The 19,079-nt window shown below is 43.2% G+C and carries 15 protein-coding genes; 14 read left to right on the top strand and 1 reads right to left on the bottom strand.

Annotated features, from left to right (window positions below; all coding sequences use genetic code 11):
* The first annotated feature begins 7 nt into the window (after positions 1–7).
* The 6 genes from D6856_RS04990 to D6856_RS04965 all read left to right on the top strand — a co-directional run bounded on the left by D6856_RS04990 (position 8) and on the right by D6856_RS04965 (position 9,155).
* Positions 8–3,151: a DUF6240 domain-containing protein gene (locus tag D6856_RS04990; protein WP_120686022.1), complete on the top strand. Its 3,144-nt coding sequence runs from the start codon at positions 8–10 to the stop codon at positions 3,149–3,151.
* A gap of 28 nt (positions 3,152–3,179) precedes the next feature.
* Positions 3,180–4,355 carry a flagellin N-terminal helical domain-containing protein gene (locus D6856_RS04985; protein WP_120686021.1) on the top strand — a complete coding sequence of 392 codons (1,176 nt, stop codon included), beginning with the start codon at positions 3,180–3,182 and terminating at the stop codon, positions 4,353–4,355.
* 43 nt (positions 4,356–4,398) lie between these two features.
* Positions 4,399–4,875 (top strand): flagellar protein FliS, encoded by a 477-nt coding sequence (locus D6856_RS04980; RefSeq protein WP_120686020.1) that lies wholly within the window; start codon positions 4,399–4,401, stop codon positions 4,873–4,875.
* Positions 4,876–5,049: 174 nt separating this feature from the next.
* Positions 5,050–6,474, top strand: a complete 1,425-nt coding sequence (locus D6856_RS04975) for a sensor histidine kinase (protein ID WP_243114035.1) — start codon at positions 5,050–5,052, stop codon at positions 6,472–6,474.
* Positions 6,461–7,519 carry an ABC transporter substrate-binding protein gene (locus tag D6856_RS04970; RefSeq protein ID WP_092244982.1) on the top strand — a complete coding sequence of 353 codons (1,059 nt, stop codon included), beginning with the start codon at positions 6,461–6,463 and terminating at the stop codon, positions 7,517–7,519. The genes D6856_RS04975 and D6856_RS04970 overlap by 14 nt, the downstream gene beginning before the upstream one ends.
* Positions 7,520–7,541: 22 nt before the next feature.
* Positions 7,542–9,155, top strand: a complete 1,614-nt coding sequence (locus D6856_RS04965; protein WP_120686018.1) for a response regulator transcription factor — start codon at positions 7,542–7,544, stop codon at positions 9,153–9,155.
* A gap of 11 nt (positions 9,156–9,166) precedes the next feature.
* Here D6856_RS04965 and D6856_RS04960 read toward each other — a convergent pair whose 3' ends face one another.
* On the bottom strand, positions 9,167–10,180 hold the full coding sequence (locus tag D6856_RS04960) for a GntR family transcriptional regulator (protein ID WP_120686017.1): 1,014 nt from the start codon (positions 10,178–10,180) through the stop codon (positions 9,167–9,169).
* Between the two features lie 351 nt (positions 10,181–10,531).
* Here D6856_RS04960 and D6856_RS04955 point away from each other — a divergent pair, with 351 nt between their 5' ends.
* The 8 genes from D6856_RS04955 to D6856_RS04920 all read left to right on the top strand — a co-directional run bounded on the left by D6856_RS04955 (position 10,532) and on the right by D6856_RS04920 (position 19,043).
* Positions 10,532–11,668: an ABC transporter substrate-binding protein gene (locus D6856_RS04955; protein WP_120686016.1), complete on the top strand. Its 1,137-nt coding sequence runs from the start codon at positions 10,532–10,534 to the stop codon at positions 11,666–11,668.
* Positions 11,669–11,763: 95 nt separating this feature from the next.
* Positions 11,764–13,275, top strand: coding sequence for a sugar ABC transporter ATP-binding protein (locus tag D6856_RS04950; RefSeq protein ID WP_092244969.1), 1,512 nt, complete (start codon positions 11,764–11,766; stop codon positions 13,273–13,275).
* Positions 13,275–14,333, top strand: a complete 1,059-nt coding sequence (locus tag D6856_RS04945) for an ABC transporter permease (protein WP_120686015.1) — start codon at positions 13,275–13,277, stop codon at positions 14,331–14,333. Before D6856_RS04950 ends, D6856_RS04945 begins: the two co-directional genes overlap by 1 nt.
* A complete protein-coding gene (locus D6856_RS04940; protein WP_092244964.1) occupies positions 14,330–15,361 on the top strand; it encodes an ABC transporter permease subunit in 1,032 nt (343 codons plus the stop codon). Before D6856_RS04945 ends, D6856_RS04940 begins: the two co-directional genes overlap by 4 nt.
* A gap of 299 nt (positions 15,362–15,660) precedes the next feature.
* The gene (locus D6856_RS04935) at positions 15,661–16,071 is read left to right on the top strand and encodes a prepilin peptidase (RefSeq protein WP_120686014.1); all 411 of its coding nucleotides are present in this window, start codon (positions 15,661–15,663) and stop codon (positions 16,069–16,071) included.
* Positions 16,068–17,093, top strand: a complete 1,026-nt coding sequence (locus tag D6856_RS04930) for a hypothetical protein (RefSeq protein WP_120686013.1) — start codon at positions 16,068–16,070, stop codon at positions 17,091–17,093. Before D6856_RS04935 ends, D6856_RS04930 begins: the two co-directional genes overlap by 4 nt.
* A 2-nt stretch (positions 17,094–17,095) precedes the next feature.
* Positions 17,096–18,340 carry an ATPase, T2SS/T4P/T4SS family gene (locus D6856_RS04925; RefSeq protein WP_243114034.1) on the top strand — a complete coding sequence of 415 codons (1,245 nt, stop codon included), beginning with the start codon at positions 17,096–17,098 and terminating at the stop codon, positions 18,338–18,340.
* A complete protein-coding gene (locus D6856_RS04920) occupies positions 18,279–19,043 on the top strand; it encodes a type II secretion system F family protein (RefSeq protein ID WP_092244955.1) in 765 nt (254 codons plus the stop codon). Before D6856_RS04925 ends, D6856_RS04920 begins: the two co-directional genes overlap by 62 nt.
* Positions 19,044–19,079 lie beyond the last annotated feature (36 nt).

The raw sequence follows: 19,079 nt of genomic DNA, 5'->3' as shown, positions 1-19,079 counted from the left end.
GGCGCGTATGAACATTAATTTTCAGACCATCGCCGGCAACAAGAAAGCCGATGACTCATTTCGCACCGGAATGGAATCCGATGAGAGGATCGGTATGAGTGCCGGAAAGGTTTCTGCAGCAAGCAGTAGTGCATTTGCTGTAGACCTGGACACAAGCATATTCAGTAATGATGCTTATGCGCAGCGTGCCAGAAGCTTAGATGACATAAGCAAAATGGCAGAAAACACGGATGTTTTGACGCAGCATAATTATATGGCTTTATTATCAAATACCATGTCTGAGAAGGACTATGCAAAGGCTCTTGAAGACGGATTTGATATTAAGAATCTAAATAGCTCGGAGACAGTGACCATTCTTGATAAGATCAAGAGTGTTCTTTTGGAGTCCGGAGAGGAGATCATTGGATATAACGATGACCTCAGCACGCAGAAACTCGCAAAGATAACAGGCAGCGAGTCTTTTGCCATGGCTATCAAAAAGAGTTTTTCCGAGAACGATATCCCAATAACACAAGAAAACATCAGAGCGGTGGCAGGCGCATACGATCAGGTTTCGAACATATCGGAGCCTTCAGACGATGCGATCAAATACATGGTTCTGAATAATTTAAGACCGACGATCGGCAATCTGTACTTTGCAAATCACAGCACAAACGGACAGAGCGCTACGGGAAAAGGTTTTTATGCCCAGGAGACGGGCGGATATTATGCGCAGAAAGCTGAGGATTACAACTGGCAGCAGCTTGAGCCTCAGATGGATAAAGTTATAGAAGAGGCAGGACTTGATACAGCGGATGAGTCCTCCAAACAAAATGCCAAGTGGATGGTTATCCAAGGTATTCCTTTAACTGCCGAGAATCTTATTTCGCTCAGCGAGATTAGAAATGTAGACTTCCCCATCAGTGATGAGGCTGCGGCAAATGCTATGGCAGCAGCTATTTCTGACGGCAAAAAAGCTTTTGAAGGAAATCTGTTTGATCCCACAAGTAATCTTGAAAAAGCCATGAAGCTTGTGGAAAACACAGGGAAGATAACCGACGAAGCAATAAAAAAGACCCTTACACAGGGAAAAGACGTTAATCTTAAAAATCTCATAGATATAACAAACGGGCAGGAAAGCTCCAAGAATCTCTTTGTTGTAAATGAGATAAGTGAAAACGATCCAAAGCTTATACAGGCGAGATTACAGCTTGAAGAAGTTCGCCTTAAAATGACCGTTGAAGCAAACAAGAATCTGCTCGACAGTGGATTTTCCGTTGATACGGCTCCAATGGAACAGCTTATAGATAAGTTAAAAGAGATGCTTGGAAATATAGCATCCGCTTCCAATGATAAAAATGCGGATACCACACCTGTGGTTGCCGGCGGAAATGTTGTCAGAATGCTTTCGCTTACGGTTTCCAGAGTAAACATCATCAGCAGAGGCCCTGCCGATGTGTCAGGTGCGCTTGCGGGAGAATTCGAGACCGCGACACTCAGCAAGATAAGCAGCGTATCAGAGAACCTTGCAATGAAGTTCAAGGCAGCAGGTCAGGGATACGAGATCATGATGACCAAGCCCAGATCCGATCTTGGCGACAGCATGAGAAAGGCATTCGGAAACGTTGACAATATCCTTAATGACATGGGATATGAAACCGACGAAGTAAACAGAAGAGCCGTAAGAATCCTTGGCTATAACAGCATGGAAATAAATGAAGAGAACTTTGAAAACGTGCGTGCATGGGATCAAAAGCTCAAAGCAACTATAGAAAGACTTAAGCCCGGTGCGGTGCTTGACCTTATAAGAGAAGGAAAGAACCCTCTTAACATGACTATAGAAGAACTCTCAGAGAGTCTCGATAACCTTATGAAGGACGGCGAGAACAAAAACGGCGGAAACTCAAAAAAAGGTGAAGAGAAATATGCCAAGTTCCTCTATAAGCTTGAGAAAAAGGGCGATATAACAAGCGCTGAAAAAGCCTCTTTTATAGGAATATACAGACTTTTCCATACGCTTAAGGTTACCGACCATCAGGCCATAGGATCTATCTTAAAGACAGGTCGCGATATGACGATCGGAAATCTTTTGGACGCCACAAGAACTCAAAAGACATCGAGAAGAGGTCTTGATTATACAGTTGATGACAGCTTCGGAGGACTCGGAGTAAAAGAAAGTACTTCTGTAAAAATTGATGAACAGATAAATTCAGCCTTCAGATTTTACAGTGCTCAAGCCGATATAGTATATGAGAACCTCGAACCTGAGAAGCTCATGGCTGCAAAACCCGATAACAACACTCTTTTACCGGATCTTGCGAATGCTCTTTTACAAGAACAGATTGATGAGCAGCTTGAAAAAGAATATTGCGAGGAGCAGGTAAGACAGATCAGACAGACAGCAGGAAATAAAGGTGCTGAGGCTGCTCTTAACGAGATGAATTTCTACGGAGTTGAGGTCACATACAACAATCTAGAGGCCATGATCGCCAACAGGAGAGATCGAAGGACCGGAAACATTTGGGAGAAGGCAGATGAGCTCGACAATGAAGAAATTAATGACGAGCTTAAGGAAGTAACGGATCTTCTCGGAGAAGAAAACTACGAAGAAATTTATAAAGAAAAACTTGCTAATGTATCAGACAAGATGACCGATATATTAATGAACCCTGAAGATACCTACATCGATTTTAGAGCGATAACGCTCATGCAAAAGCAGATGTCGGTAATGTCTCATAACTCTGAGAGAGGAAGCTTTGAGGTTCCCATCGAGATAGATGGAAGCAAGGTTACAATGCACATCACACTAAAAAGTGATAACAGCAATATTTCAAGGATGGAAGCAAGTGTTCAGACCTTTGAATACGGACTCATAACGGCAAGTCTTTATAAGCAGGACGGAGTAATAAACGGAATGCTTACAACAACAAACAGCCAGAGTGCAGACGAGGTCGAATATCTTGAAAGCTTAAAGAAGAGAATGTGCGAGAAATTAACGGAAAAGGTAGAGGAAGCAGGTGTAGACCAAACAAAGATCGCTATCCTTTACAACGCACAGCTTCAGCCTACAGGAGTAGGCACGAGTGCTAATGCCATGGAAGGCAAAACAGAAAACATTACAGATACAGGAACACTTCTAAAAATGGCAAAAGCATTTGTGGAGGCCATCTGATCTCCACACGTGCGGAAACGAGGTAAGGATGAAGGTTAATTACAACATATCCGCGATGGTAGCAAACAACGCATTACAGAAAAACGATAAGCTTCTTTCAGAATCTCTTCAGAGATTATCAAGCGGTCTTAAGATTGCAAATGCCAAGGACAACCCGTCCGGACTTGCAATGTCAAGAAGAATGAATTCACAGATAGAAGGACTCGGAGTGGCTAATGACAGCTCAAATGATGCGATCTCGATCGTTCAGGTTGCGGACGGATCATTGTCTGAGATTCAAGAAATTCTCCAGAGAATGAACCAGCTTGCTATTCAGGCGAGCAACGGAACTCTTACGGAGAACGACAGAAAGACCATCCAGGAAGAGGTTACCCAGCTTAAGGAAGAGATAGACAGAATGGCCGAGACAACTCAGTTCAACGGACAGAGCATTCTCGACGGCTCTTTTGACCTTAAAGGCTATGTGACCGATGCTTCGGGAAAGACCAATCCCAATTTCAGAGTAAGTTCATATTCAGATAACTTCGAAGCCGGAAAATATGAGATAAGAGGAATCGACGTAGATTTCATAAATCTTACAGGAAAGACAGGCGTTGATAAGAAGGCGCTCATTTGCACGGAAGCCGTAAAGAAGAACATCGAGATATACAAGATCGATGAAAACGGAAATGAAGAGAAGTACATGACAAGTAACATGATCGCTGATGTTAATGAGGATGTACTTACACTTTCCGACAGCACAGGTAAAAAGATCCAGATTCAGATGGATGATAAATATACGGGAACACTTAAAGTTGAGATAGCGGCAGCAGGTGCAATGACCATGCAGGTTGGCGCCAATGAAGGCCAGACTCTTGATATCAGGATTCCCGAAGTATCACTTACAACACTCGGACTTTACAACCTTGACATGGCAACCGAGAAGGGTGCAAAAGAAGCTATCGAAAGCGTCAAGGGTGCGATTGAAACTATAAATTCAATCAGAAGCAGACTCGGTGCTTATCAGAACAGACTCGAGCACACCGTAAGCAGCCTGGATATAACAGTTGAGAACATGACAGCAGCTTATTCAAGAATAATGGATGTGGATATGGCTGAAGAAATGACTGTTTACTCAACACAGCAGGTACTTTCACAGGCCGGAACATCCATGATGGCACAGGCAAACGAAAGACCCTCACAGGTATTGCAGCTTTTACAGTAATATATTTTGGTAAAAAGAGTCTGAGCAAAAGAAAGGCGCGAATATGACACAGGAAAAAAAGCAGGAATTTACCCTTAAGATATCGCAGGCCAACAAGACACAGATGATAACAATACTTTATGAGATGGTCATTGAATATCTCGAGGAAGCTATAGATGCCCTCGGCATCAGTAAAAAAGAAGAGGCGGAAAAGAATCTCAGATATGCGCAGAACTGCATAGATGAGCTTATCCACTCGGTTGATCTTAAATACGAGCTTGGAAGAATGCTCCACGGAATATATATCTTTTCAAAAAAAGAGCTTATAGCGGCAGGAGCAAGCGGAAGTATTCACCGCGTATGGAAGGTAGGACAGAATTTCAAAATGCTCTGCGCTTCATACAAAGAGCTTGAGAAAAAAGACAACAGCACTCCGATCATGGGAAATACCCAGACGGTGTATGCCGGACTTACATACGGTAAATACAGCTTAAACGAAGATGTATCCGCAGTTTCAATGAACAGAGGATACATGGCATAAAACAAACTTTACAACCGATGTGAATATATGGTTTACCCAAAAAAGCGGGAAAGACGACAGACTAAAAAAGTCACGTCTTTCTCGCTTTTGTAGTATACTAAACTCAGTATGAAAACTAAGTTGGCGGATAACAAAACAAAGGTTAAGAGGCCCCTTCGAAGGAGGCTGATCATATTGGCGGCGGGCACCACTGTGCCTTTTGTTCTTATCATTTTGTACATGGTCTATTCGCTTATCAATTACGGTAATGCCTATAACACGATCGTAAGCAATCTGACCGTAGCAAACAGCTACAACCTGACTTTCAAGGAGCAGATGGATGAGAGCGTGTACCGAATAATCGTCGGAAGAGATGTGTTCGGAAGCGGGGAAGAGGATGATCCGTATGTCCTTGTCGATAGCATAAGGAATGATTTTACGCGCCTTAAGACGATCACGACAGAGGTAAACAGTAAGACCTGGCTTGAAACGCTTCTTAGAAACGTCGATACGCTAAATGACAGACTTGATGATATAAGAGTCAGCGTTGAAGCAGGCGGACACTACGACGAAGACGTAGAAATGCTTGACTCCAATATTTATTCACTTACAGAACTTATTCAGGACAATATCCAGTACTACATCTATTATCAGACCAAGACGATCGAAGTAATAAACAGGGGTCTGACCAAAGAGATGGAGGAGTTGCTTGTTGTGCTGGTGCTTCTTTTGGTTCTCGGAATCCTATGTACGATAATAACAACCGACAAAGTCGCAAGGAGCATAGTTCAGCCTATAGAGGCCCTGGGTTCGGCGACCAAAGAGATCGCGGAAGGAAACTTCACCGTCAGAACCTCTTTTGACCTTGAAGATGAGATATCGGTATTGTCGGAAAGTGTCGACGACATGGCGGCGCATTTGGAAATCCAGATGGAGCAGATCAGAGAGGATGAAAAGAAAATGCGAATGGCGGAGGCCAAACTCCTGCAGGAGCAGATCAATCCTCACTTCTTATACAATACGCTCGATACGATAGTGTGGCTTATCGAGGATGGAAAGAACCAGGAAGCGGAAGATATGGTCGTATCCCTTTCTAAGTTCTTTAGGATATCATTAAGCCACGGAAAAGATTTCATTACGATCCGCGAAGAAGAACAGCATATCAGAAGCTATCTGGAAATCCAGCGCGTAAGATACTCGGATATCCTAAGCTACTATATTGATATAGATGATAAGCTTTACAACTACAAGATCCTTAAGATGACTTTGCAGCCGCTTGTAGAAAATGCGCTCTATCACGGCATCAAGAATAAGCGAGGTGCAGGACTTATCAGAATCACGGGAAGGGAAGTTGATGGGCTTGTCAGATTTGAAGTAAGCGATGACGGAGTCGGAATGGACGAAGACATGCTTCTTCATTTAATAAGAGAAATAAACAAACCTGCCAAGGATACTGACACCGGTTTTGGTATGGCCAACGTTAACGAGAGGATCAAGATGAACTTTGGCGAAAGATACGGAATATCCATCGAATCGACTCCCGAAAAGGGAACCAAAGTATCCGTGGTTCTTCCGATGTTGCCGTACTATAACGAAGAGGATAAGAATGGGGATAAATAAAGTTAAGGGATTACAAAAAATAGGATATAAGGCAGCAGCTCTTTTGACAGGGGTTACGATCTTGCTGACGGGCTGCGGTCCGTTTACGGGATTATCTGTTTCCGAAGTTACGGCCGAAGAAGGTGACATTGAGACCAAGGCAGATGATGAGCTTATAAGCGTAGGATTTTCGCAGCTTGGAAGCGAATCTACATGGAGAAGTGCCAATACCGAGTCGGTTAAGGCGTCTCTTTCAACGGGAAACGGATTCTTTCTTATATTTGACAACGCTAGGCAAAAGCAGGAGAAACAGTTCAAGGCTGTAAGAAGTTTTATATCACAGCGAGTTGATTACATCGTCATCTGTCCTGTTATCCAGGAAGGCTGGGACATGGTACTTTCTGAAGCCAAGGAGGCCGGAATACCGGTGATCTTGCTCGACAGAAATATCGCAGTCAATGATGATTCGCTTTATACGACCTTTGTCGGAGAAGACATGTACGCAGAGGGAGCAGCTGCGGGCAAATGGCTTGAAGCATATCTTGAGGAAAAAGGCGTGAGTGATAAGGACATCAATATTGTTGTTCTTGAAGGTACAACCGGTTCTTCGGCCCAGGTCGGAAGAACAAGAGGCTTTGGAGCCATCGCGGCGCGGCACATGAACTGGAAGATGCAGGCATCCGCCAACGGCGAATTTACTCAGGCCAAGGGAAAAGAGACTATGGAGAGACTCCTTCGGGAGTTTGATGACATAGATGTCATCGTTTGTCAGAACGATGATATGGCATTCGGAGCACTCGAAGCTCTGAATGATGCGGGGATTACAACCGGCGAGAAAGGAGATAAGATACTTATTTCCTTTGACGGAACCAAGAAGGCTCTGGAGCTGGTAAAAGAGGGTGTTATAAATGTGGACGTTGAATGCAATCCCAATTCGGGAGAGCTTCTTGCACAGATAATCAATGATCTTGAGGCGGGGAAAAATGTGGACAAGACGAACTACATGGAAGAGATGGTTTTTACCAAAGAGAATGTCGATGATTACATTGAAGACAGAAATTATTAAGTAATGGGAAGGTTTTTATTTTATGCTGAAGGTTTTTCTTGTGGAGGATGAAAGTGTTGTGAGGGCAAGTATCAGGGATAATATTCCCTGGGAAGAGTACGGCTTTAGCTTTGTCGGAGAGGCAAGTGACGGCGAGATGGCTCTTCCGCTTATCAGAAAGACGGCCCCCGACGTCCTTATCACAGACATCAAGATGCCGTTTATGGACGGTTTATCCCTGTGTCATATCGTGCGAAAAGAATTTCCGTCGATGCGCATGATCATCATGAGCGGATATGACGATTTCGAATACGCAAGACGCGCCATCAAAGAAGGCGTTGATCATTACATTTCAAAGCCGATAACCAAGCTCGGAATGAAAGAGGCGCTTGACAGTGTAAAGGCTAAGATAGAAAGCGAGCGTACGCAGCAAGGCTATCTTATGCAGTATCAGATGGAGACGCAGGAATATGAGCAGCTCCAGCGAAGAGAATTTCTTGAGAAGGTTCTTACGGGAACCATGCCGGTCAAAGATATATATGTGGAAGCGGGAAAGTTGTCGCTTGATATCACAGCGTCCGCATTCAGCCTTATTCTCTTTTCAATAAAAGATAAGGAGAAGCCCTTCGAAGAGATAGGATCTGAGGAATATTGTAAGGCACTCGAGGAGTTGATGAGTTATTTCCTGAGATTCCCCGCGTACATATTATCGAGATGGTCGCTCAACACATATATTGTTGTTGTTAAAGGAGAAAAAGAAATTGTCTCTGAGTATGTTGACAGAGGCGTTTCCAAGATCACGGAGATCTGCGAGGGAAAAGATAACAAGATAGAATGGTATGTTTCCGCGGGTAAGCCCGTTGAGAGATTCAGTGCGTTGGAGGACTGCTTTAATACGGTTAATCACGCATTTGCCTGCAGATTCTTTGTGCAGGACACGCATATTTTGACCGAAGAGACATCGGCCAAGTACACAACATCGCAGACCGACGGTTCAATAGAAAACATCGAGAGTGCCAAAGTCGACAGAAATGTTCTTAAGAGCTTTTTATCGACGGGAAGCGAGAGCGAGATCGCGGAATTTGTTTCAGAGTATCTGGCAAGTCTGGGAGATGCGCTCAAGGGGCATGTATTCAGAAACTTCTTCGTGCTTAATGCACTGTTTGCTACAAGCAGCTTCCTTGAAAGCTGCGGCGTTTCCAAAAAAGAGATAACTGACAAGCTCGCAGCCCCCGAAGGTGGCTATGATATTAAAAGCGAGATGGTCGGAGAATACTTGACGGAGCTTATAAAGAGTGCGATGGAGCTAAGAGACGGTGCTTCCAACACAAGAGGAAACAAGCTTATCAGCGACGCCATCGCATATATAGATGAGAATTACATGAACGAGGGTTGCTCGCTTGTTGATGTGGCCGAGGCGCTTTCCGTAAACAGCAGTTACCTCAGCACGATCTTCAGTAAAGAGATGGATACCACGTTTGTAAAGTTCCTAACTTCTAAACGTTTGGAAAAAGCAAGAGAGCTCCTTGCAAAAGAGAGAATGCACACCGCGGATGTTGCAGCGGCTGTCGGATATAAGGATGCTCACTATTTCAGCTTTGTGTTCAGAAAGATGTACGGTCTTTCTCCCAAGGAATACAGAAATCAGACAGGCTGATCATATAGGAGTTAATAAGGAAGGACGATCGAAATTTTCGGTTGTCCTTTTATTATTGAAAGAATTCTTTCCGATACGACGTGCGCAAGTGGCTGTTTTGTATGGTGGAAGCTCGGAAGATTGAATGAATTGACCTGCGACAGATAGCTGTTGTCAAAGCTGTAAACAGGCTTGTCGTTAAGGTTAATGATTCCCTGCTCACGTAACCACCTGACACTCGGATAGGCAAGCTCATCGCAGCAATAGATAACGGCATCGGATTTTTGGCACAAAGAAGCAAGAGCCGAATAGTCGACCTCCGGCCTTGCAAGCAAGTATCTGTCACTTCCAAAATCCAGATTGTTGTCTCGAAGCGCCGAGATAAATCCATATAATTTGGAGATTTCCTGCGGATTGTTGTCTTTGAAAACACCGCAGATTTTTTTATGTCCGGTAAGGACAAGCTTTCTTATAAGATTATAAACCGCGTCGTAAGCACCTTCGGAAATCGAAGGATACGAGTTCATGTTTATGTAGGTTCCGTAAAGAAAGATCGGAACGCAGCCGTTTTTTTCGAGCTCTTTATACAGATCCGCATTGGGATTGGGCATAAGGGAAAAGCATTCCGCCAGGATCGCAAGCGGCGGGTTTTTAAGCAGCTCTTTTAATATCCTTCTTTCTTTATAAAAGTCAGCTCCTGTTTCAAACACAGATACGGTCATCGGAACATCATGTCCGTGAGAGATTCCTTTTTCGATGTCATATATCAGAGACGGATAAATATAATCATCGGGGCGAGCGAATAAAAGGCAGACATGATTTCTTTTTGAATCGGGGCTTATGCCCGTAAGTCTGTATCCGCTTCCCTGTCTTGAAGTTATAAGCTTATCTTCTTTCAGATTCAAAAGGATTTTTCTTATAGTCTGACGGCTGCATGAATACTGAGCGCAGAGTTCTTTTTCGGTCGGAAAAAGCATGTCACCCGATATGAGTCTTTTTGATATTTCTTCATGGAGTTTATGAGTAATATTTTCTGTCTTGGTCATTTTTTTCCTCAACCGGATAAAAATTTAAGGGTAAAAAAATTGTCTTTTTTACATCCATAAAAAATAATCATCGAAAAATCAGTGGCGGTTATTCAAAATATCAGAGTGATTTTTCGGTCAAAAAATTTTTTATCCAAAAAATTTTCTGAATAATATAAAGAAATTTACCAAAATTAGTTTTGGAAAACGCTTTACGAAAAATTTGTACTTTTTTATATCAGTATAACATGCAGATTTGTATTGTCAAAATATAGAAACTTGTGCATTGTGACTTTGTGCACTATGAATACCCGATGCGAATAAGTAAAATGTGCTTAATAAAACCATTATAAAGTAAATGGAGGGTACAACATGAAAAAGAAAGTATTGGCAACTATTGTTGCTGCAGCAATGTCATTTTCATTGCTTGCAGGATGTGGTTCACAGGGCGCAGCTCCTGCTCCTGAAGCTCCCGCAGCTACAGAGGAAGAAGCTCCTGCAGCAGATGCAGCTGAGGCAGAGGCTCCCGCAGCTGAGGCAGAAGCTCCCGCAGCAGACGGCGAACTTATCAAAGTTGGTTTCGCTCAGGTTGGACACGAGTCAGATTGGCGTACAGCATCAACAAATTCAGTTAAGGCTGCTCTTTCAAATGAGAACGGCATTGATCTTCAGTTTGTAGACTGTGACAACGATTCAGCAGCACAGCTCGAAGCAGTTCGTAACTTCATCGAGCAGGACGTTGATTACATCGTAATCGATCCTATCGTTTCAACAGGTTGGGATACAGTTCTTACAGAAGCTGACGACGCAGGAATCCCTGTAATCGTTATCGACCGTACAATCGATGATTCCGATAAGTATGTATCATGGGTAGGTTCTGAGTTCACAAACGAGGGACTTGCAGCAGGTGCATGGCTTAAGGCTTACGCAGAAGCTAAGGGCATCAAGGAACTCAACATCCTCGAGATCACAGGAACAACAGGTTCTTCAGCTGAGATCGGACGTACAAAGGGCTTCCATCAGTATGTTGATTCTGAGGGATGGAACCTCCTCGATTCACAGACTGGTGACTTCACACAGGACGGCGGACAGCAGGTTATGGAGTCATATTGCAAGTCTTATGCAGGCAAGTTCAACGTAGTTATCTGCCAGAACGATAACGAAGCATTCGGTGCTATCGATGCTATGAAGGCAGCAGGCGTTTCTTACGGTGTTGACAAAGACGTAATCGTTATCTCATTTGACGCTTGCACAGCAGGACTTCAGATGGTTCTCGACAAGGCTATCAACGCAGACTTCCAGTGCAATCCTCTTCAGGGACCTGACTGCTTAAAGCTTATCCAGGCTCTTCAGAAGGGTGAGACAATTGAGAAGCAGACATTCATGGCTGAGCCTTGGTATGTAGCAGAAGATGTTCTTAAGGATATCTCTTACAAGAACAACGCAGGCCAGGATGTAACAGAACCCCTTGTAGTAGTTGACGCAGCAACAGTTGAGGCAGCTTACTAATTTAGGTATTTAGGCAAAAAACTAATAGGGTAGTTCGAAAGAACTACCCTATTTAATTAACAGAAGTAATAAAAGGAGAAGCGAAGGTATTTTTTATGGAGCAGAATGAACTTATCGTTATGCGTGACATAGTAAAAGTCTTTCCCGGTGTCGTTGCACTGGATCACGCACAGCTTACACTTCATAAAGGCGAGATCCATGCACTTATGGGCGAGAATGGAGCGGGAAAGTCAACCATTATCAAGTGCCTCACAGGTGTATACGAGCGTGATGCCGGAGAAGTATATGTGCAGGGCGTAGAGGGAAACGTCTATAATCACTCTACTGAGGATGCGCAAAGAATAGGAATTGCAACGGTTTATCAGGAGGTCAATCTTTGTCCCAACCTCTCGGTTGCAGAAAATCTTTTTATAGGGCGCGAACCTGTTACAAGGCTGGGAACGATAGACTGGCGCTCTATGAACAAAAAGGCAAAAGAGATAATGGACGGCCTTGGAATAAAGATCGATGTTACAGTTGCGCTTGAGAATTATTCACTGGCTATTCAGCAGATGATAGCTATCGCAAGAGCAGTGGACATGGATTGTAAAGTACTTATCCTCGATGAGCCCACATCATCTCTTGATGATCACGAAGTAGAAAAGCTCTTTGACGTAATGAGAGATCTCAAGAAAAAGGGTGTAGGAATTATATTCGTTACACATTTCCTTGAGCAGGTTTATGCAGTATGTGACAGGATCACCGTTATGAGAAACGGTGGATTCGTAGGAGACTACTCAATAAGCGAACTTCCCAGAGTTAAGCTTGTAGCTGCTATGCTCGGTAAAGATTTCGACGATCTTGCAGCCATCAAGCCTGAGGGAGATGCAAACATCAGCCCCGAAGTAATGTTAAAAGCCGAAGGACTCAGCCATAAGGGAACCGTTAAGCCTTTTGATTTTGAGATTCACAAAGGTGAGGTTGTGGGCGTAACAGGTCTTTTGGGAAGCGGCCGAAGCGAAATGGTGCGCTGCATCTATGGTGCAGATAAAGCTCAGACCGGTAAAGAGTACATGAAGGGCAAAGAGATCAATATTAAAGCACCTATTGATGCAATAAAGAAAGGTATGGCATACCTTCCCGATGACAGAAAAGCCGACGGATGTATCGGTGAATTGTCGGTTAGAGACAATATTATTCTTGCTCTTCAGGCAAGAAACGGAATGTTTAAGAAAGTTCCCAGAGCTAAGCAGATCGAGATAGCGGATAAATTTATCGACATGCTTCAGATTAAGACTGCAAGCAGGGAAACACCTCTTTCTCAGCTCTCCGGCGGAAATCAGCAGAAGGTTATTCTTGCAAGATGGCTTTGCACACATCCTGATTTCCTTATCTTGGATGAGCCCACAAGAGGTATTGATATCGGAACCAAGACAGAGTTCCAGAAGCTTATATTAGAATTTGCCAAAGAAGGTATGAGCGTCGTATTCATATCTTCGGAGATAGAAGAAATGCTTCGTACTTGTACAAGAATGTGTGTCATGAGAGACGGCGAAAAAGTCGGCGAGATAGAAGGAGACATGACACAGGAAAGCGTAATGAGTGCGATCGCGGGAGGTGAGAAGTAATGGATACAATTAAGAAAATAACGAAGCAGCAGCTATTTTTGCCCTTCTTCTGCCTTCTGTTAGTATTACTTATAAATCTTATAAAGAGTCCTACATTTTTTAACATTGGCATTCAAAATGGAGTGTTGTATGGAAGATTAATAGATGTCTTAAACAGAGGAAGTGAGATAGCAATCCTTGCGGTGGGTCAGACGCTTGTAGTTGCCGTATCAGCCGGAACAGATATTTCCGTAGGTTCCGTAATGAGCCTCTCAGCCTGCGGAACATGCATGATGCTCGCAGGATACGGTGTAAACTCTACAACGCAGCTGGCGGTTCCAATGGGGATTGGAATACTCTTCGGTATCTTACTTGGCGGAGTGTGCGGATGCATTAACGGTGCACTCGTTGCCAAGCTCAAGATACAGCCCATGGTTGCAACTCTTATTCTTTTTACAGCGGCAAGGGCTATCGGACTTCTTTTGTGCAACAACCAGATTACATACATTAGATACGAGCCTTACAAATATCTGGGTAACTTTATACCGGGCTGTCCCATTCCGACAGCGATATTCGTAACCATAGCGGTTATCTTAGTCGTATCGATCTTCCTTAGGAAGACAGCGCTCGGTCTTTATATTCAGTCAGCAGGTATCAACAGCAGAGCAGCAAGAATTTCAGGTATCAACTCTGCACTTATCTGCTTTGTATGCTACGTAATATGCGGTCTCTGCGCAGGTATCGCAGGCATGGTTGCCAGCAGCCGTATCTATTCCGCAGATTCCAACAATATCGGACTTAACTACGAGCTTGATGCCATCCTCGCGGTTGCCCTCGGCGGTAACTCACTCGGAGGTGGTAAGTTCAACCTCGCAGGTGCCGTTGTAGGTGCATATACGATCCAGGCTATCACGACAACCCTTCTTGCCATGGGTGTTTCAACAGACCAGGCACCGGTTATCAAGGCCATCATCGTTGTTATCATAGTAGTAGTTCAGGCACCTACATTTAAAGAATGGCTTTCAAACAGCGAAGCAAAGAGAAGAGCCCTTGCGGCAGAGGGAGGTCAGAAGGCATGAAGAAGATAAACAAATTCAGCGGAAACACAGTGCTTCTTTTGATCACCATCGTTCTTTTTGTAGCAATGTATGCAGTAGGCTGTGTTATTTACTCAGCAAAAGGCTTTACACACGTACAGACTTTCCTGAACCTTCTTATCACCAATGCAGGACTTATCTGCGTTGCATGTGGTATGACTTGTGTAATGCTTACAGGTGGAATTGATATTTCCGTAGGATCGCTTATCGCGATGGATTGTATGATCCTTGCTTACGGAATGGGCGTTAAGGGATGGCCTTGTATCCCGCTTATCATCCTGATCCTCGTTATCGGACTTGTATTCGGTGCAGTTCAGGGATACCTTATCGGTTACCTCAAGATTCAGCCGTTTATCATAACGATGGCGGGAATGTTCTTTGCAAGAGGTATGACAGCGGTTATCTGTACAGACCAGATCTCGATCACTCAGGATATGAACCCCATGTTTTACAAATGGGCCAATGCCAAGATTAATCTTCCGGGATTCCTTGGTTATGTGAACAAGAAAGGTAAGACAGTAGTTCCGTTCATCAGACCTACCGTCGTGATCGCACTTCTTGTTGTAGCGATCATCTTCTTCATACTTAAGTACACCAAGTTTGGAAGAAATCTCTACGCAGTAGGTGGCAATCAGCAGTCAGCAACCATGATGGGACTTAACGTTAAGGCTACCAAGATGAAGGCATATATCCTTTCATCATTCCTTTGCTCCATCGGCGGAATCTGCTACTGCCTCAACACAATGTCAGGTTCTGTTCAGCAGGCGCTCGGCTTCGAGATGAACGCTATCGCTTCATCCGTTATCGGTGGAACGCTTCTTACAGGTGGTGTAGGTAACGTAATAGGATCGCTCTTCGGTGTTCTCATTAACGGAACGATCTCAACGCTCGTTACCACAAACGGTAAGCTCCTTTCAAGCTGGAGTAACATCATGACAGCGGCACTTCTGTGCTTCTTCATCATCCTCCAGAGCTTGTTTGCTTACTTTAAAAACAGAAACAACAGATAAAAAATTGCCATCTTAAGAAAATCTTAAGAGTATTAATTTTCAGACGATTTTTACGATATAAAACTATATAAATATTTGCCAATTCGTCATGCGGGGCGGGAACTTAGAGTTTGTCATTGTTTCCTTCCCCGCATTTTTGTTGGGGTTTTTAGAAAAAAGGACTCTCGGAAAAAGCTCTTTTAAATTATTAATTGTGCAACCTGTCAAAAAACTTTTCGGGGGTTTACAAAGAAAAAACCAAGTGATAGATTTCTAAATCGTGAGCTCGCAATAAACATTACGAGAGAGGAGTCGATCTTATACAAGTTCTATTATTCTTACTCTTATCCGGTGCGGCTTTTACCGATCTGTACAAGGATAAGATCTACAATTTCTGGGTAATCCCCGGACTTCTGACGGGTATCACTTGTTCCGCGATCTGCGGCAAAAGCTCGTTAATCGCTTCGCTGACTGCGGTTGGCATAGCATTCTTATTACTGATTCCTGTTTACTTCTTTAAAGGAATTGCTGCAGGAGATGTGAAATTATTCATGTCAGCGGCATCTTTTCTGTCCGTATCGGACACGGTTTCAAGTATTATTACGGCATTTGTCGTTGCAGGCGTTATCTCGCTTGCTGTTCTCATCATAAAAAGAAACAAAGAAGCTAGAATCCATTTCGCGATACCTGCACTTGTGGGCGTTCTCTTTTCGGTAGGAGGTGCGCTATGAGCAGACCGGTACTGGCCATCTGTGATACAGAAAGCAGGTATTGCGGGAGGTTGGATGAATATTTAAGAAAAAATCTAAATCTTTCATTCGATATACATGCATTTACGCAGGTAAAAAGTTTGGAGGAGTTCGCCGGAAAAAAACTTATTTCATTACTTGTTATTGCACAGAGTGCGGTACAAGAACTTAAAACAAGAGTAAGCGAATCCGGCATAAAAAATATCCTGATCCTTGATGAAGAACTATCGGTTATCAGAGAGGATGAAGGTTTACCGGAGGAAAACTTGCTTGGGGAAGTAAATGCAGAACATATAAGTAAGTTCAGTCCGGCAAGTGAGATCGTCTGTCATATTCTGGATCTTTGTGTCAAGAGTCCCGATGATTTTGAGAGTGTCGGCATAAGACGCGGTGACGGGAAAGGAACGGTGATCGGACTCTATTCTCCGATAGGCAGATGCGGACAGACCGCTTTAGCCCTAAAAATGTGCGAAGAACTGTCTAAGCACGGAAAAACACTACTTTTAAATTTTGATAATTTTTCACCTCTTCCGATGATCTTAGGTAGTCATACGGAAGGCGATATAACGGATCTTTTGTATTATTCGGAATGCGAAAAAAGCAGATTCTGTATCTATCTTGAAAAAATCAAGCAGAGCATAGGAGGATTTGATTATATCCCGCCTGCGGCAACCGCGATGCAGATCAAGGAGATAGACAATGAAAGATTGAGAAGTCTTATAAAGCTTATCTTTGAAGAGTGTGGATATGAGAATGTCGTGCTTGACCTAAGCGATCTTCCGAGCGGATTGTTTGATATTTTGAGATTCTGCAATAAGGTTTTCACAATAACGGGAAAAACCAAAGCAGAAATATATAAGCTGAGGCGCTACGAAGAAGTACTGAGCCAAAACGGATATGAGGATATCTGTGCGTCCGGAATAAAAGTTTCTATACCGGACGGAGCAGGAGATAAGGAGCTTTCGGAGTGCGCAAGGAAACTTCTGTACGCGGAGGAAATCTAGAAGTGGAGAAAAGATTTGACGTATTAAGGAGTGAGATAAAGGGAAAGATCATACGTGAGATGGACTTTTCAAAAGACATCTCAGATGAAGAGATGCTTTCCATTATCGATGATCTCATGGCGAAAGAGCTTAGAAATCTGGCTGTTTCCGTTGAAGATAGAAAGCGTCTTCGAACGGGTATCTTTCACTCAATAAGAAAGCTTGATATCTTGCAGCAGCTTGTCGATGATCCGTCAGTTACAGAAATAATGATAAACGGAGCAGACAGCATCTTTATAGAAAGAGACGGCAAACTATCAAGACATGAAACTATCTTTGAGTCAAAAGAAAAACTTGAGGATGTTGTTCAGCAAATAGTTGCTTCCTGTAATAGGGTTGTCAATGAGGCTTCACCTATAGTGGATGCAAGACTTGAGAACGGATCCCGAGTGAATATCGTTCTTCCTCCGATAGCATTAAACGGTCCTGTGATAACAATAAGAAGATTTCCGGAAAATCCTATGACAATGGAAAGACTCATTGGGTTCGGAGCGCTTACTGACTATCTGAGATATTATCTGGCGGTTCTTGTAAAAGCCGGATACAACATTTTTATCTCGGGAGGAACCGGTTCGGGAAAGACGACATTTTTAAATGCACTTTCAAATTATATCCCCAAGGACAGTCGAGTTCTTACCATCGAAGATAACGCGGAACTTCAGATCAGAGAGGTTCCGAACCTAGTAAGGCTTGAAGCCAGAAACGCTAATGTTGAAGGCTGCAAAGAGATAACGATAAGGGATCTCATAAAGTCGTCTCTCCGAATGCGTCCCGATAGAATTATCGTTGGAGAAGTCAGGGGAAGCGAGTGTGTGGACATGCTACAGGCCATGAATACGGGACATATCGCGATGTCGACCGGTCATTCAAACAGCGCGGAGGACATGCTTGCGAGAATCGAGACCATGGTACTTATGGGAATGGATATACCGCTTCCCGCGATACGAGGTCAGATTGCTTCGGGAATAGATATAATTGTCCACCTGGGAAGACTTCGCGACAGGTCCAGAAAACTTCTTGAAATCTGCGAGATCAAAAAAGAACTTGATCCGATTTCGGGAAAGATTCTTACAAATCCACTCTTTAGGTTTGAAGAGACGGGTGAAAATGAAGAGGGAATGATAAAAGGAGAATGGAGGAAAGTAGGTGAAATTAAAAATACTGAAAAACTATTTTCATCAGGTTATAAACTACCGTCCATGCCTTAGCGATCTTCCTGTTTTATTGCAGGGAATCGGTATCGCGGCTCTTTTCGGAAAACTTTTTTATGATTCAGTCATAGCGATCATAATACTTTTACCGCTGGTTATCCCATGGTTTATTTACAGGAAAAAGACAGAGAAAATTCGTATCAGCAGAATTGTGGGAATTCAATTTAGAGATGCTATAAGTTCTGTCTTGACCAGCCTTAAGGCCGGGTACTCCGTAGAAAATGCATTCAGAGAAGCCGGTAGGGACATAAATCTTCTATATGGGAAAAAGAGTTATATAAGCCGGTACATGGATAAAGTGTACAAGGGTTTAAGGAACAACGTACCTCTTGAGAAGCTTCTTTTAAATTTTGGAAAAGAAAGCGGGAATGCGGATATTGAGGAGTTTGCGGGAGTTTTTGCCATCGCCAAAAGAAGCGGAGGTAATATGACGGAGACGATTGAACGAACAATATCTGTTATTTCAAGAAAAATGGACGTGGAAAAAGAAATAGAAGTTCTTATAAGTGCCAAGAAACTGGAGGCACGGATCATGAACTTTGTGCCTTTCTTTATTATCTTTTACATAAGTATAACGAGCCCCGGTTTCTTTGCTCCGCTGTATCATAATTTTCCCGGAGTTATTTTGATGACAATCTGTATGTTCGTATATTTTGCGGCATATCTTTTATCTGAAAAAATCGTAAACATCACAATTTGATCAAAGGATTATTTTAAAAATGATTGTTTTATATTT

It is taken from the genome of Butyrivibrio sp. XB500-5 (genome assembly GCF_003625505.1).
Classification (GTDB): domain Bacteria; phylum Bacillota; class Clostridia; order Lachnospirales; family Lachnospiraceae; genus Butyrivibrio.
This window is presented reverse-complemented; position numbering and strand designations above follow the sequence as displayed.

Coding starts and splice junctions, on each gene's coding strand:
- D6856_RS04990 (WP_120686022.1), top strand. CDS start 8: ATGAACATTAATTTTCAGACCATCGCCGGCAACAAGAAAGCCGATGAC.
- D6856_RS04985 (WP_120686021.1), top strand. CDS start 3,180: ATGAAGGTTAATTACAACATATCCGCGATGGTAGCAAACAACGCATTA.
- D6856_RS04980 (WP_120686020.1), top strand. CDS start 4,399: ATGACACAGGAAAAAAAGCAGGAATTTACCCTTAAGATATCGCAGGCC.
- D6856_RS04970 (WP_092244982.1), top strand. CDS start 6,461: ATGGGGATAAATAAAGTTAAGGGATTACAAAAAATAGGATATAAGGCA.
- D6856_RS04965 (WP_120686018.1), top strand. CDS start 7,542: ATGCTGAAGGTTTTTCTTGTGGAGGATGAAAGTGTTGTGAGGGCAAGT.
- D6856_RS04960 (WP_120686017.1), bottom strand. CDS start 10,180: ATGACCAAGACAGAAAATATTACTCATAAACTCCATGAAGAAATATCA.
- D6856_RS04955 (WP_120686016.1), top strand. CDS start 10,532: ATGAAAAAGAAAGTATTGGCAACTATTGTTGCTGCAGCAATGTCATTT.
- D6856_RS04950 (WP_092244969.1), top strand. CDS start 11,764: ATGGAGCAGAATGAACTTATCGTTATGCGTGACATAGTAAAAGTCTTT.
- D6856_RS04945 (WP_120686015.1), top strand. CDS start 13,275: ATGGATACAATTAAGAAAATAACGAAGCAGCAGCTATTTTTGCCCTTC.
- D6856_RS04940 (WP_092244964.1), top strand. CDS start 14,330: ATGAAGAAGATAAACAAATTCAGCGGAAACACAGTGCTTCTTTTGATC.
- D6856_RS04930 (WP_120686013.1), top strand. CDS start 16,068: ATGAGCAGACCGGTACTGGCCATCTGTGATACAGAAAGCAGGTATTGC.